Consider the following 13,936-nt stretch of genomic DNA (forward strand, 5'->3'; position numbering starts at 1 on the left):
TCATATTGAGCTTTACAAGGCTGTTATAGCGCTTGACAAGACGCTGATCCAGGCCAGAGATGTTAAATTGAAGAGCATGCTCTTCAATTTAACGCAAAGTTCAGGAATTGTGTAGATACCTATGCCTAAAAGGAGAGGGAAATTCCTCTCTAAATTTATGGAGAGAAATGATATTTTTAAAAACTACTATCTCAATAAATATTGGAAGTGCTCTCTCCCTATGGGAGAGAGTTAGAGAGAGGGTGAAGAAATTAAATCCACTTCTTCCATCTAAAGTAAATCAATGGCCCGATTAAAAAGCCGATCAAAATAATACTGACCATAATGAAGCTCATGGAGCCTTGTGCAAAAGGCAGAACTTCGGTATTCATGCCATAAATACTGGCAATGAGCATCGGCGGTGCAAGCATACTTGGCAGGATCGAGAATCGACGAATCGTATCGTTCTGTTCCGTGTTAATGAATCCGGACGTGGTATCGAGCAGGAAGCGCACTTTCTGAAACAGGAAGGCATCATGTTCAACCAGCGAGCGCACATCTTCACTGAGTTCTCGGATATCCGCATCATAAATATGACTGCCCAAGGCGCGTGGACGAGACAGGAAAGTCAGAACACGACGTAAATCGATCAGACAGAGCTGCGCTTTACCAAGCATATCTTCCAGTTGAGCCAGACGGGTAATCATGTCATCCAGATCGAGAATCTGCTCGCGATGGCGATTATTCAACACTTCAGTTGAATATTTCTCTAAATCTTTATGTACATCTTCCAGAATATCGGCCAGCTCATCCAGTTTGGCTTCGAGCAGGCCCAATAAAATCCAGGTTGGATCTTTATAATCGATTTCATAATCATTGCGGCGCGCACGGGCACGGAAGGCACGAAAGGCCACCAGCTTTTCGCCACGCAAGGTAAACAGACGGTCCTTATGCAGAATGAATGCTACGGTTTGTACCGTCGCCAGCATGCTGGATTCATCTTCGTTTTCGTTCTCGACCTGATAGTTTTTATTTTTGGTTAAAAAATAGGTACTGATATGCAAAATACCGTCATCATCACGGTAAAATCGGGCACTAGAGGAGATATCTTCCAGCGATTTTAAGGTCGGTAAGTTTTGCGCATAGGCATCTAGAATCCATTGCTGCTCTTCTTGTGAAGGTGCAATCAGATCAAGCCATACTAAATCTGGATGCAGGTCGAAATCACCATTAATCGTGATATCTTCTAAGCTACCGCGCTCTGTGGCGTAAAAGGCTTCAAGCATGCTGTCTTTTCTCCCTGGCGCAGTATGTGAATTGGAATGGGTGTATTTTAGACAAGGAATTGAATAAAAACACTGATATTAAGCAGTTATTTTTGGAAAAAACGCGCTTGCAGCGATTTCGTACAATATAGCGTCAATTGGAGAGTGAAATGATGAATTCTATCGCAATTTTTTGTGGTTCAGCACTGGGCTCCGATCCTCTCTATGCCCAGATTGCCGAAAAGGTTGGCCAAACCTTGGCAGCAAGACATCAGACGCTGGTCTATGGCGGTGGTCGTTCTGGTTTGATGGGGATTATCGCTGATAGTGCTTTGGCTGCTGGTGGCAAGGTGATTGGTGTAATTCCAAGACAGTTGGTCAATCGTGAACTGGCGCATCCGCATATTACCGAGCTATTTGTGGTCGATAATATGCACGAACGTAAAACCCGCATGTCGGAACTGGCACAGGGATTTATTGCCATTCCGGGTGGTGCAGGAACGTTGGAAGAAATTTTTGAACAATGGACCTGGGCACAGTTGGGAATTCATAAAAAGCCTTGTGCTTTTTTAAATGTAGATGGTTTCTATGATGATTTACTCAAATTTATCCATATGACGACCGAGAAAGGTTTTACCAAAGCGCGCTTTAGCGATGCTTTAATTGTGAGTGATAATCTGGATGATATTTTGCGCCAGTTTGAAAGTTATCAGCCGCCTGAAGCGAAATGGGGTATGGTCGATCAGACCGATCTTGTAAAATAAGCTGTCCACAGCATGATTTGTAGAAAATAAATGAAAGTGATTACGGTGGCTGCAGCCATTATTTTAAATGAAGCGCAGCAACTGCTGGTGGTTCGTAAAAAAGGGACGTCCTGCTTTATGCAGGTTGGTGGCAAGCTGGAGCCAAATGAAGCACCAGAAGCAACGATGTTGCGTGAAATTCAGGAAGAAATTGGCACACAGGCACAGATTCAGCAATTCATTGGGCGTTTTGAAACCCAGACGGCGAATGAACCAGATCATCAACTGGTGAGTTATGTCTATTGGGTAAGTCTGGATCAAGCACCAAAAATTGAAGCGGAAATTGCCGAAATGAAATGGGTCGATCTGGATGAAAAAGAGCTACGACTCGCACCCTTGACCACTGAAATTGTGATTCCTTGGGTGAAGTCGCAGTTACTCGCCCAAGCTTAAATTTTCAGATTTGAGCACCTGCCAGACAGGCTGCATAAACTTTTTGACAGCCCAGTTGTTCAAGTGTTTGGCTCAGTGCTCGAATCGAGCTGCCGGTCGTCACCACATCATCAATAATCAGCACCCGACGGTAACGCAGCTTGGAAATGGTACTGATCTGGAATTGTGATTGGATGTCTTCAATCCGCTCCAGCCGGCTTAGGCCCTTTTGCGAGTGTTGTTTCATTCGTCGAACAGGTTGCCAGATGGGTACATTCAGCTTTTTCGCCACATGTTTTGCCAGCACCAGAGATTGATTATACCCGCGCTCTGCCAGACGCTCATTCGAGATCGGCATCGGTACAATTGCACTGACTTTAGGCAGGTCTAAACTTAACAGCGCACCTGCCAGTAAATTTTGCAAATGCAGTGTCTGTTCATATTTAAACAGTTGAATCAGCCGGTCCATCGGATAGGCATAGTCGCAGGCAATCTGTAACTGCATTTCCTGCCGTTGAATGGTTTGATGTGCCCAGGGTAATTGTCGCCAGCAATCTTCACAGACTGAATGAATGGACTGATGATCGGTCAGACAGAGCTGGCAGGGCTGTAAGCGGGTCAGCCAGGATTTTCCATGTTGCAGTAATTTAAACATAGGCATAGCGCGGTGCTTCCGGTAGCCAGCGTTGCAATAATGCTTCGGCCTGATCGGGATAATCCTTGAGCATCTGCTGAGCCACATAATGTGCCTGATTGAGCAGGTGATCATCACGTTCAAGTTTGGCCACACGGAAATTCATGTCCCCGGTCTGTTTGGTCCCGAGCAGCTCACCCGGGCCACGTAACTCCAGATCTTTCTCGGCAATCATAAAACCATCATTGGTTTCGCGCATGATTCTTAAACGTTCCTGACCATTTTGCGAAAGTGGATGCTTATACAGCAGGGCACAGAAGCTGGCTTTGGCGCCACGACCGACCCGGCCACGTAGCTGATGCAATTGAGATAGACCCAGACGCTCGGCATTTTCAATCACCATAATGGAGGCATTGGGTACATCGACGCCGACTTCGATCACGGTGGTGGCAATCAGGAGCTGTAATTCATTATTTTTAAACTGCTGCATTACCGCCTGTTTTTCATCGGCTTTCATCTTGCCATGTACCAGTCCGATATTCAGCGCAGGAAAGCGCTCGCGAATTTCGGTAAAAGTCGCTTCGGCAGCTTGAGCATCTAGGGTTTCGGATTGCTCTACCAGGGTGCAGACCCAGTAGGCCTGCTTACCTTCAGCACAGTTGCTGGCAATCCGTTGCAAGACTTCTTCGCGTCGATCTAATGGAATGGTCACGGTCTGAATCGGGGTACGGCCCGGCGGAAGCTCGTCAATCACCGAGGTATCCAGATCACCATAGGCAGACATGGCCAGTGTGCGGGGAATCGGAGTCGCAGTCATCACCAGTTGATGCGGAGACATACCATCTAGCCCTTTATTTCTGAGTGCAAGGCGCTGATCCACACCAAAGCGGTGCTGTTCATCAATAATCACCAGACCCAGTTTGGCAAACTCGACATTTTCCTGAAACAGGGCATGCGTTCCGATCACCAGATGGGCGCTGCCATCCCGAATCACCTGTTCCGCTGCGGCGCGAGCTTTACCTTTTTGCTTGCCGGAAAGCCAGGCCACATTTAAGCCCAAAGGCTCAAACCAGCGTTTAAAATTCAGATAATGCTGCTCGGCCAGAATCTCGGTCGGTGCCATCAAGGCCACTTGCCAGCCTTCCTCTAAGGCATGGCAGGCTGCGACACCGGCCACTAGGGTTTTACCTGCACCAACATCGCCTTGCACCAGACGCAACATCGGTTTATTGCTTTTTAAATCCTGCACGATTTCTCTGGATACACGTTTTTGCGCACCGGTCATTTCAAAAGCCAGACTGGCTAAGAGCTGTTTGGCATAGGTTTTACTGGGCGCAAATGAAGGCGCTTCGACTTGCTGAATAAAGGCCCGACGTGTCAATAAACTGATCTGATGCGCCACCAGCTCTTCAAAGATCAGGCGTTGCTGTGCAGGATGCGAGCCTTGTGCCAGCTGCAGCATATTGGCGTTGACTGGTGGATGATGGATATATTCCAGTGCCTGTTTCAGCGCATAACCGTTACTAAATTTTGCTGGCAGCAATTCAGGCAGATGGTCGCTATACTGAGCCAAGGCCTGCTGAATATAATCCCGTATTTTTGGCTGGGTCAGACCTTCAGTCGCAGGGTAAATCGCCGTGAGCTGGGTTTGAGGTAAAGGTGTGTCCTCAGTAATGACTTGCAGTTCGGGATGATACATTTCCAGACCGCGCGCACCAACCCGCACTTCACCAAAAATTCTTAAACGGTTACCCAGTTTGCAGCGGTCAGTAATGCCTTTATAAATATGATAAAAACGTAAAGTGACTTTGCCAAAATCATCATCTAGCAGCACAGCCATGGATTTGCGTTTGCCAGGGGGGAAATCCACACCTTTAACGATGCCTTCCAGCAGATAGCTGTGTCCCACGCTCAATTGATTCATAGGAATGATCGTGCTACGGTCTTCATAGTCACGTGGTAGATGAAAAAGCAAATCATCAGTATTGAAGATATTTAGTTTTTCGAGTAATGCAGCGGCGGCATTGCCAACGCCTTGTAACTGATGGACTGCAGCCATGTCCCCTCAACCAGATTTGTGATTCGGTGCTCAATGCATATTTTATTTATCGGTTATGGTAAAACATCCCGACGTGTGGCTAAACAACTATTTGAGCAAGGTCATCAAATTAGCACAATTAGCCAGAGTCCCAAAACAGATTCATTCGCAACTCATCTGATTCAGGATGTGCATCAACTGGATTTAACAGCAGTTCCTCCGATTGACTGGGTCTATGTATTACTTAGTCCAAAACAAAGTACGGTTGAAGGCTATCAGCAGACTTATCTGGATTCGGTTCAACCTATTGTGGCTGCCTTGAAACAGCATCCGGTGAAGCGGATTATGGTGGTGTCATCGACACGAGGGTATGGACAAGATTCCGGTGAAATCGTAGATGACGAAACTAAAATTCACCCGAATGATGCTCAGGGCAAAATCTTGCAGCAGATGGAGCAGGCTTATTTCACTGCTTATCCTGAGCAATCTACCATCATTCGTCCGAGCGGCATTTACGGTACTTCAGTTGCGCGTCTGCAAAAAATGGCTGCTTCTATGACGTGCTATCCAAATTTGCACTGGTCCAACCGGATTCATATTGAAGATTTATCACGTTTCTTGTCACATATGATTCATGTGGAACATCCGGAATCTTCTTATATTGTGACCGATAACCAGCCAAAATTATTGCATGAAATATTGCAATGGTTCCAACAGCAGCTGGGACTTCCTTTGTTGCAAGTAGAAAGTGAGCAGGTGACAGGTAAGAAACTTTATGCGACTCGAATGCAGAAAATGGGATTTGAGTTAGAGCATCCAGATTGTTATGAGGATTATTTGGGGGTGATGAGGAAAAATAATCCCTCCTAGCCTCCCTTTTTAAAGGGAGGAATCCCCCTCCTTTTCAAAGGAGGGGTTAGGGGAGGATTTTATTTAAAAGACCTCTCCCTATCCTCACTTGCACTTCGTTTTAAAAGCCGTGCTTTAAAACTCGCTCAGGAGAGGGAATACTCATATTTAAATAATGGCATTAGCTTTCCAATTTTCACTTCTTATAAATTCTTAAATAAAAAGAGAGGCCTTAGCCTCTCTTTTTATTTAATTTAAACTTACTTCTTTTTCCGCTTCGCACGTTTCTTGGCTTGTTCAGCCGCAACTGCATCCAAAGCTTCTTTCAGTTCTTCATCCGTAAAGTCGGTGATGTGATGCAACATCTGCAACTTCACTTCATCCAATACCAAATCTGCATATTGCGCCACATTCGTCAGCTGTTCATCAAAGACAATCGCATTGTCTTCATTGGTACACAGATAACCTTTTTGGGTTAAGACTTTAATAAAGCTCTGGAATAGGGCTTTGTCGAAGAACTCAGGTGAGTTGAACTCATATAGCACAGACAGGCGTTGACCAACCAGGTAACTGAGCTCTTCGACCTGACGGGTCGAGATATTGCCAGAACCACGTTGGGTAATCAGTGCCAAAGTCATGTAATAACGTTCCAGACTTTGAGTTACGGGCGCAGCCAGAATTTCAAGCTGATGATGCGCTTCCGTATTCGGTGCCGGTGCAATCAGGTTTTCACCATCTTGTGTAATCAGTTTCGAGGCAATTAAGCTGTCAATATGCGCATTCACTTGATCCTGAATTTCATCTTCATGCCATTTTAAGAACAGTTCGGCTTTGAGGAATGGATACAGGGTACTACTGATATTCACGACATTATGACGGCGAATGGTACCGTTATGTTCAACTAGGGCGGCTATCAGGGAGGGCAGCACAAAAGTGTGCACAATATTATTGCGGAAATAGGTCAGCAGAACGGCCTGATTGTCTTCAATGGCAATGATATCGCCCAGTACATGCTTGACTCGCTTGATCAGTTTCAGCTTCATTGCATAGGCAATAATTTCCTTGCCAGAAAGTGGCGTCACCTGCATGCGCTCATCATAAGGCAGGGCAGCCAGCAAGGTGCGATAGGTATCTAGCTGTTTGATACAGATCTCTTCATCCAGCGTATGTTTCGGCGTAGCCAGCAAGATTAAAGACAATAACGATACCGGATTGATCACCACCGCACTGTTGATATTTTCCAGAATAGCCTGTGCCGAGCTATTCACCGCATCAGAAACCGCTTGTGGAATCGGATCGTCATTCTTTTCGATTTTGATATTTTCTGCGCCATGCTGTTTCAGAATGTCATCCAGAAATACCGGGTTCCCGAAGTTTAGGTGCACCTTGCCAAAAATACGTTCAATCTTGCGCAGGGTTTTCAAAATACCAAAAATAGACTCGGCTTCTTTTGGCTTGCCACTCATCTCACCGACATAGGTACCACCTTCCATTAGGCGTTCATAGCCGATATAGGTCGGTACAAACACAATCGGTTTGGATTTGCCACGTAAATGACCATGCACGGTCATTGCCAGCATCCCGGTTTTTGGCGGTAGCAAACGACCGGTACGTGAACGGCCCCCTTCAATAAAGTACTCGAGCGGGGTATTACGTGACAGGACGCTATACAGATATTCTTTAAACACCGTGGTATAGAGCGCATTGCCGCGGAAAGTACGGCGAATAAAGAAAGCGCCACCACCGCGCAAAATCTGACCGACAAAAGGCATATTCAGGTTATCGCCCGCAGCGATATACGGCACCATCAAGCCACGACGATAGATCACATAAGACAATAACAAATAGTCAATGTGACTGCGGTGACATGGGGTATAGACAATTTCATAATCCTTGGCCAGTTCACGCACGGTACTGAAATTATGCACTTCCACGCCGTCATAAAGCTGGGTCCATAAGCGGGTCAGGGCCTTGTCGGCAAAACGTACGGTAGAATGAGAATAGTCGGAAACGATTTCGTTCAGATAACCGATGGCGCGACGTTCAGACTCCAGCATCGAGATTTTGCTACGAATACTGTCATTGCGAATCGCTGCCTGTACATCTGGTGACTTGATCAGGCCATGCATGACATTACGGCGGTCGGACAGATCCGGCCCGAGAATGACTTCGCGCTGACCATCCAGGTAATCATTTAAAGTGCTGACAATATAGGTGGCCGGCGCTGAATTTGGATACGTCTCTTTAGCAAAGTTAATCAAGGTGCGTAAAGACTGCGATTCATGGAACTCTAAATAAGACTGGCGACCATGCAGGCCGATATTGACCAGTTGTTTGACCCGGCTTGGCGTAGACCAGGTATCGGTAAATAAAAGCTTAAACCAGGAATCTTCTTTCTCCGGTTCACGTCCCCAAAGTACTGTTACCGGTACCAGTTCGACATCCAGTTCAGGATGCTGTTCCAGGATTTCAATCAGGCGTAACAGGCGCGGCGGGAAAGCATGCGGTGGTGAGCTGAGCAGATTATTTTCATCATGATGCTGTAAAAACAGTACTGATGCTTTTTCCTTACTGTTACCGAGTTGCATTGGATCAAGTGCAGCCGGCAATTTTAAGCGGCGCGTTTCTGCATCGACAACCAGTGCATTACTACGTGAATGGTTCTGTAAAACGTAGCAGACCAGCTTTTGCGATTCTGCTGCAGTCTGATCAGATTTAGGTACTGTCACTTCACTTGGTACTTCCCCAAGAACATGAGGGGTAACCACAAGATCAAGTAACTTACTTGAAAGCTTGCGATACATTTGACCAAAGCCATTCTTGGACATAGCTGCTCCTAATTTTACTGACCAAAACCACAGGACTTCTGAGGGAATTTATTTTGCGGGTTTCTAAAGCGAAACAATATATCTTTTTTTAACAACTTCAACAGAAGTGCTTCAATTTTAGCGTGAAAGCAGGTGCTTTTCCTAGTCACTTATGACATCAGTATGACAGAACAGTCATGCAAACTTTAGAGTTTCGGTCTGATTTTGTGGCAGAATATTCCAGATCAATTATTTAGATCCGTTTTTCCATTTTGGATATCTCCAATATTAGATAGGTTGCTTATGAATGCCTTAACACAGGAACTGGTCGAGCTGCTCAGCTTAGAAAAGTTAGAAGAAAACATTTTCCGGGGAATCAGCCGGAATCTGGTGGGCAAGCGCGTGTTCGGTGGGCAGGTTTTAGGGCAGGCACTACGCGCCGCGTCTTATACCACAGACCGTCCAGCACATTCATTACATGCCTATTTTCTGTTTGGCGGGGATGTCAATGCACCGATTATTTATGAAGTGGATCGTATCCGTGACGGCAAGAGCTTTGTCAGCCGTCAGGTGCGCGCTATTCAGCATGGCCGTACCATTTTCATGTGTATGGTGTCTTTCGCGCATCAGGAAGAGGGCCTGAATTACCAGATTTCAGAGCCTGAATATCCACCGGCAGAAAGCCTGAAAAATGAAGCAGAGCTGATCAAGCAGATTATTGAGTTTATTCCGGAAAATGTTCGTGCATCTTTCACTCGTGATCGTCATGTGGAAATTCGTCCGGTCAATCCGCAAAATCCATTCCAGCCTCAACCTGAAGCACCGTCTTATGCGCACTATATCCGTACGCATGACCGTATTGCTGCAGAAGTCGATCAGATCTCCTTGCATCAGGCCATTGCTGCTTTCTATTCTGACTTTACCTTGATGACCACGGCGCTTCGTCCACATGGTCTGAGTTATATTTCGCCAAGCTTACAATGTGCCAGTATTGACCATGCCATGTACTTCCATAAACCATTCCGTGCGGATGAATGGATGCTTTACGATATGGATGCCACCCAGAGCGCCAGTTCGCGCGGCCTGAATTTTGGCCGGATGTGGCAGAACGGCGAGCTGGTCTGCAGTACCTCTCAGGAAGGTCTGATCCGCTTACGTGAAATCGAAACACAATAAGTTTGTAGTCTGTCAAAAAGCCGAATCCTAGATTGGGTTTTTTGTTTTTAAGCCGGATGAAAAAGGCCATTTGATGCCATGCTTCAACCATGCGTTTATAAAATATTACTCGATTCTATAGACACTGCATGGCATAGTGCGGCTTAAGATCAATATTAAAAATGCATGAAAAGATGAGCTTAAATACGCAAATTTTAATTGCCGCCGTATTGGGGGTGCTGTTTGGATTTCTATTGACGATATTTCCGCAGACCTCATTTTTTGATATCAGCTTATATGGCATCGGCATCGTCAGCAGTATTTTTATTGGCTTGTTAAAAATGCTGTTAGTGCCGCTGATTTTTAGCTCGATCGTGGTCGGCGTATCCAATCTGCAGGCGGGTGGGCAGCTAAGCCGCACCTGGAAAATTACCCTGATGTGCTGTGTGACCACCACTACCTTGGCACTTATTTTAGGTCTGGCGTGTGCGCATCTGTTTGATGTCGGTAAGGGTGTGGATGTGCTGATGTTCCAGGATGCCATGGCACAACATCAAACACCGGATACGCTGACGCCTTCTTCTTTCTTTACCAACTTTATTCAAAATACCTTGATCAATCCCTTTAAAGCATTTTCGGATGGCAATGTCTTGGCGGTAGTAGTCTTTGCGCTATTTGTTGGTGTGGCACTGGTTGCGGGAGGAGATAAATTTCGTACCGTGCGCAAGCTGAGTCACCAGTTTTTCGAAATCATGATGTTGATGATTGGCTGGGTAATGAAACTGGCACCACTCGGTATTTTTGCCTTATTGGCCAAATTAATTGCCACTGAAGATGTTTCGGTTCTTAGTCGTCTGGCTGAATTCGCTGCGGTAGTCACCGGTACGACGATTTTTCATGGCATCGTGGTCTTGCCTTTATTGCTATGGATTTTCGGCAAGATGGATCCGGTCACGTTCTTTAAAGGCACACGTGCTGCCTTGATTACTGCCTTTGCCACCAGTTCCAGTTCGGCCACCATGCCCCTGTCGATGAAATGCGCACAGGAAAATTTAGGGGTACGCCCACATACCGCAGGCTTTGTAATTCCACTTGGGACCCAGTTAAATATGGATGGTACGGCGCTGTATGAAGCAGCTGCAGCTCTGTTTATTGCCAATTTAATGGGGCTGGATCTGAGTCTGGGGCAGCAACTGGTGGTCTGCGCGACTGCGATGATTGCATCCTTAGGTGCACCGGGGATTCCGAGTGCCGGTATGGTGACTATGATTATGGTCTTGCAATCGGTAGGTTTGCCTGCCGAGGCAATTGCCATTCTGTTGCCGATCGACCGTTTACTGGATACCGTACGTACAGTGGTGAATGTTCAGGGAGATATGATGATCAGCGTGGTGGTGGACCGGCATACGCGTGAACCCGATCTTCAAGCTACAGATAGCTAAAACATTTAAAAAAATAAAAAAAAGCAGGTATTTGACCTGCTTTTTTATTTGTACGTTGAGTTTTAATAAATCAAGAATGATCACAGATCATTTAGGTGATATGGTCTTAATCCGCTGAACGCTTATTCTGATTTAGCTCATCTGCCGCTTTAAGCTCGGATTGATCCTGCTCAAGCAATTCCAGCGGTTCTTCAGCTTCATTTAAATCATGAGTCGATACTTCAGCATGCTCAGAATCAGCTTCACTAAGCTCGAGCTCTTCAAGCGGTTCATCAGATTCATTCAAATCATGCGCTGATGCTTCCGGAATGCTGTCCAGATCATATTCAGATGCTTGATCTAAGGTAAAGTTCAAACGGCCACCCATGACGCTGGCCAGTTCTTCTAAACCTTGTTTGTTCATGGAGGAAAACAGTTGAATCGAGAAATCCAGCTTCATCTTTTTCAATGCCGCTTTGACTTCCTGCAAGGCTTTGGATGCAGGACCACGGTTTAGTTTGTCAGATTTGGTCAATAACACATGCACGAACAACTGGCGGGAATAAGCCCATTCCAGCATCATTACATCAAAGTGTTGCAGGGGATGACGGATATCCATCAACAATACCAGGCCTTGCAAGCTTTGACGGTGAATCAGGTAATTTTCCAGTTCTTTTTGCCAGACCAGTTTCATTTTTTCAGGCACAGCCGCATAACCATAACCGGGTAAGTCGACCAGACGCTGATCCGGATTACCCAGGCTGAAAAAGTTGATCATCTGGGTACGGCCAGGTTTTTTCGATGCACGTGCCAACTGTTTCTGGTTGGTCAGGGCATTAATCGCACTAGACTTACCCGCATTCGAGCGGCCGGCAAAAGCAATTTCATAGCCTGTATCTTCTACACAAAGACTGAGTTTGGGTGCACTCATTAAAAATTCGGCTTTGCGTAGCCAGTTGAGTGCGCGCACAGAATATTCAGTAATGGCAGAATCAACTTTTTTCTCGTAGCTGATCTTTTGCTTAGGCGCATGGGCTGTCTTACTGTTTTTGGATTTTCCTCTGCTGTGGTGCATAACTCAACTTCAATAAATGATCTACAATGAAACATTATAAAGGAAGTCGCACAGGCAAGCGAACTTTGCCGCAAGAATAAGTCACAAGACCTGACCCGGAAGACTTTAAAGATTAATCAGGCCGATCGGAGAATTTGTACTGAAACGCGCATTTCGTGGCCTAATCACATCTTTAAGCACATATTGGTCCAGACTGCTATAAAACTGTTCCACCGCATCATCTAAAATACCTTTTAAACCACAGGTCGGACGTAATACGCAGGGTGGGCTATTGCATTCCACTACATTGCTGTCGCGTTGCAGGATCCGCACAATCTGTCCCAGCTGGAGGTTCAGGCTGGCCGGATTTAAACGTATGCCGCCACCTTTACCACGTGTGGTAATCAGCCACTCCTGTTTCGCCATAAAATGCACGATTTTCATGGCATGATTTTGTGAAACCTGTAATCGCTCGGCAAGTTCTGCAATGGTATAGGGGAGATCACGTGGCTGTGCGACATACATCAGAATCCGAAGCGCATAGTCAGTGAATTTATTGAGTTGCATAACGTCAACAGCTAGAAAATGAAAGAATTGAATGTTAAAAGCTCCACGAATGGAGCTTTTAATCAGAATCTGATGCTAGTCTAAACCGTTTTTGCAATTAAAGCTTGAGCGGGGCAGACACTTCAACTACATCACCAACTTTGTAGTGGTCGATCAGTGTCTGTGCAACCGAGAATGCGGTTGGATTTTCTTCCGCTTTCACAGTAATTTGATATTGCTCGTTTTGCGCCTGATCAAAGCTAAACTGTTGTGGTTGACGAATGTGCTGTTCAGGCACCTGTACACGTACTGAAATATGTTCACCGGCTTCAGCACTTGCAATCGCTGCACCATCTTTAGCTTTAAGTGTAAAGATTTTACCTGCGTCGGTATCATTGACTGCTGCTACTTCAAATTCGCGCCAGCCCGCCCAGCCACCATTTTCAGAAGCTAGGGTGGCATATTTAGATTTTTCCACACCAATCAAAATATCTGCCAGTTGCATATACGCTTCTTTCCAGGCTGCAATCAGGTCTGAGTCCATGGGTACATCTAAAACTTCGCTGATCGAGTGCAACAGATTCTCACCGACAATCGCATATTGATCCGGTTGAATATCCAGGCTGACATGTTTAGTGGTAATGCGTTCGATGGCTTTGGCCAAAACGCCCGGATTGGTAATGTTTTCGGCATAGGCAAGTACTGCGGCAGCCAAGGCACGTGGTTGACGGCCAGTACTTTGATGATCCATGTTGAAGGTGTTTTTCAACTCTGGATGGTTTTTCAGCATGCGGTTATAGAAATACGTGGTAAGTGCTACGCCGTTTTCACGTAAAACAGGAACAGTCGCTTGTACAAGTTCAATATGTTGTGGAGTCATGAGAGCCGTCTACAGGTGTTTTTTAAAAGATGTATTTAAATTACATCTTTTAAAATGGCTTTACAATAGCGCATAGTCATAAAACCATAAAAAAATTATGGGATATAAGAATATCCCATAAAAAGTATGATGA

The 13,936-nt window shown here is 45.7% G+C and carries 12 protein-coding genes; 5 read left to right on the plus strand and 7 right to left on the minus strand.

Going from position 1 to position 13,936, the window contains the following annotated elements:
* Positions 1-251: 251 nt before the first annotated feature.
* Entirely contained in the window at positions 252-1,265 is a 1,014-nt protein-coding gene (locus AC1P5O_RS05190) for a CorA family divalent cation transporter (RefSeq protein WP_004732304.1), read from the minus strand.
* A 149-nt stretch (positions 1,266-1,414) separates the two neighbouring features.
* Here AC1P5O_RS05190 and AC1P5O_RS05195 point away from each other — a divergent pair, with 149 nt between their 5' ends.
* Positions 1,415-2,008, plus strand: a complete 594-nt coding sequence (locus AC1P5O_RS05195) for an LOG family protein (RefSeq protein WP_017397968.1) — start codon at positions 1,415-1,417, stop codon at positions 2,006-2,008.
* 30 nt (positions 2,009-2,038) lie between these two features.
* Positions 2,039-2,440 (plus strand): NUDIX hydrolase, encoded by a 402-nt coding sequence (locus AC1P5O_RS05200; RefSeq protein ID WP_004732301.1) that lies wholly within the window; start codon positions 2,039-2,041, stop codon positions 2,438-2,440.
* A 4-nt stretch (positions 2,441-2,444) separates the two neighbouring features.
* Here AC1P5O_RS05200 and AC1P5O_RS05205 read toward each other — a convergent pair whose 3' ends face one another.
* Positions 2,445-3,080, minus strand: coding sequence for a ComF family protein (locus AC1P5O_RS05205; protein WP_004732299.1), 636 nt, complete (start codon positions 3,078-3,080; stop codon positions 2,445-2,447).
* Positions 3,067-5,112, minus strand: coding sequence for an ATP-dependent DNA helicase RecG (gene recG, locus AC1P5O_RS05210; RefSeq protein ID WP_004732297.1), 2,046 nt, complete (start codon positions 5,110-5,112; stop codon positions 3,067-3,069). The genes AC1P5O_RS05205 and recG overlap by 14 nt, the downstream gene beginning before the upstream one ends.
* Before the next feature lie 33 nt (positions 5,113-5,145).
* On the opposite strand from recG, the gene AC1P5O_RS05215 reads away from it, so the two are divergent.
* On the plus strand, positions 5,146-5,961 hold the full coding sequence (locus tag AC1P5O_RS05215) for an NAD-dependent epimerase/dehydratase family protein (RefSeq protein WP_004732295.1): 816 nt from the start codon (positions 5,146-5,148) through the stop codon (positions 5,959-5,961).
* Between the two features lie 239 nt (positions 5,962-6,200).
* Here AC1P5O_RS05215 and plsB read toward each other — a convergent pair whose 3' ends face one another.
* Positions 6,201-8,768, minus strand: a complete 2,568-nt coding sequence (plsB, locus tag AC1P5O_RS05220) for a glycerol-3-phosphate 1-O-acyltransferase PlsB (RefSeq protein WP_121979840.1) — start codon at positions 8,766-8,768, stop codon at positions 6,201-6,203.
* A 282-nt stretch (positions 8,769-9,050) separates the two neighbouring features.
* Here plsB and AC1P5O_RS05225 point away from each other — a divergent pair, with 282 nt between their 5' ends.
* Positions 9,051-9,923 (plus strand): acyl-CoA thioesterase, encoded by an 873-nt coding sequence (locus tag AC1P5O_RS05225; protein WP_004645045.1) that lies wholly within the window; start codon positions 9,051-9,053, stop codon positions 9,921-9,923.
* Between the two features lie 173 nt (positions 9,924-10,096).
* Positions 10,097-11,344, plus strand: coding sequence for a dicarboxylate/amino acid:cation symporter (locus tag AC1P5O_RS05230; RefSeq protein ID WP_017397874.1), 1,248 nt, complete (start codon positions 10,097-10,099; stop codon positions 11,342-11,344).
* A 106-nt stretch (positions 11,345-11,450) separates the two neighbouring features.
* Here AC1P5O_RS05230 and yihA read toward each other — a convergent pair whose 3' ends face one another.
* From yihA to AC1P5O_RS05245, 3 genes are all read right to left on the minus strand, one after another.
* Complete coding sequence (gene yihA / locus AC1P5O_RS05235) at positions 11,451-12,398, minus strand: ribosome biogenesis GTP-binding protein YihA/YsxC (RefSeq protein ID WP_004732287.1); 948 nt, start codon at positions 12,396-12,398, stop codon at positions 11,451-11,453.
* Positions 12,399-12,503: 105 nt separating this feature from the next.
* Positions 12,504-12,944 (minus strand): RrF2 family transcriptional regulator, encoded by a 441-nt coding sequence (locus tag AC1P5O_RS05240; protein WP_004732285.1) that lies wholly within the window; start codon positions 12,942-12,944, stop codon positions 12,504-12,506.
* A gap of 97 nt (positions 12,945-13,041) precedes the next feature.
* Positions 13,042-13,803: a globin domain-containing protein gene (locus AC1P5O_RS05245; RefSeq protein WP_004281516.1), complete on the minus strand. Its 762-nt coding sequence runs from the start codon at positions 13,801-13,803 to the stop codon at positions 13,042-13,044.
* Between the last annotated feature and the right edge of the window lie 133 nt (positions 13,804-13,936).

The sequence above is a fragment of the Prolinoborus fasciculus genome (assembly GCF_056724605.1).

What these genes read in the sequence shown, in the direction of transcription:
- AC1P5O_RS05190 (WP_004732304.1), bottom strand. Translation starts at nt 1,265, where the DNA reads ATGCTTGAAGCCTTTTACGCCACAGAGCGCGGTAGCTTAGAAGATATC.
- AC1P5O_RS05195 (WP_017397968.1), top strand. Translation starts at nt 1,415, where the DNA reads ATGATGAATTCTATCGCAATTTTTTGTGGTTCAGCACTGGGCTCCGAT.
- AC1P5O_RS05200 (WP_004732301.1), top strand. Translation starts at nt 2,039, where the DNA reads ATGAAAGTGATTACGGTGGCTGCAGCCATTATTTTAAATGAAGCGCAG.
- AC1P5O_RS05205 (WP_004732299.1), bottom strand. Translation starts at nt 3,080, where the DNA reads ATGCCTATGTTTAAATTACTGCAACATGGAAAATCCTGGCTGACCCGC.
- recG (WP_004732297.1), bottom strand. Translation starts at nt 5,112, where the DNA reads ATGGCTGCAGTCCATCAGTTACAAGGCGTTGGCAATGCCGCCGCTGCA.
- AC1P5O_RS05215 (WP_004732295.1), top strand. Translation starts at nt 5,146, where the DNA reads ATGCATATTTTATTTATCGGTTATGGTAAAACATCCCGACGTGTGGCT.
- plsB (WP_121979840.1), bottom strand. Translation starts at nt 8,768, where the DNA reads ATGTCCAAGAATGGCTTTGGTCAAATGTATCGCAAGCTTTCAAGTAAG.
- AC1P5O_RS05225 (WP_004645045.1), top strand. Translation starts at nt 9,051, where the DNA reads ATGAATGCCTTAACACAGGAACTGGTCGAGCTGCTCAGCTTAGAAAAG.
- AC1P5O_RS05230 (WP_017397874.1), top strand. Translation starts at nt 10,097, where the DNA reads ATGAGCTTAAATACGCAAATTTTAATTGCCGCCGTATTGGGGGTGCTG.
- yihA (WP_004732287.1), bottom strand. Translation starts at nt 12,398, where the DNA reads ATGCACCACAGCAGAGGAAAATCCAAAAACAGTAAGACAGCCCATGCG.
- AC1P5O_RS05240 (WP_004732285.1), bottom strand. Translation starts at nt 12,944, where the DNA reads ATGCAACTCAATAAATTCACTGACTATGCGCTTCGGATTCTGATGTAT.
- AC1P5O_RS05245 (WP_004281516.1), bottom strand. Translation starts at nt 13,803, where the DNA reads ATGACTCCACAACATATTGAACTTGTACAAGCGACTGTTCCTGTTTTA.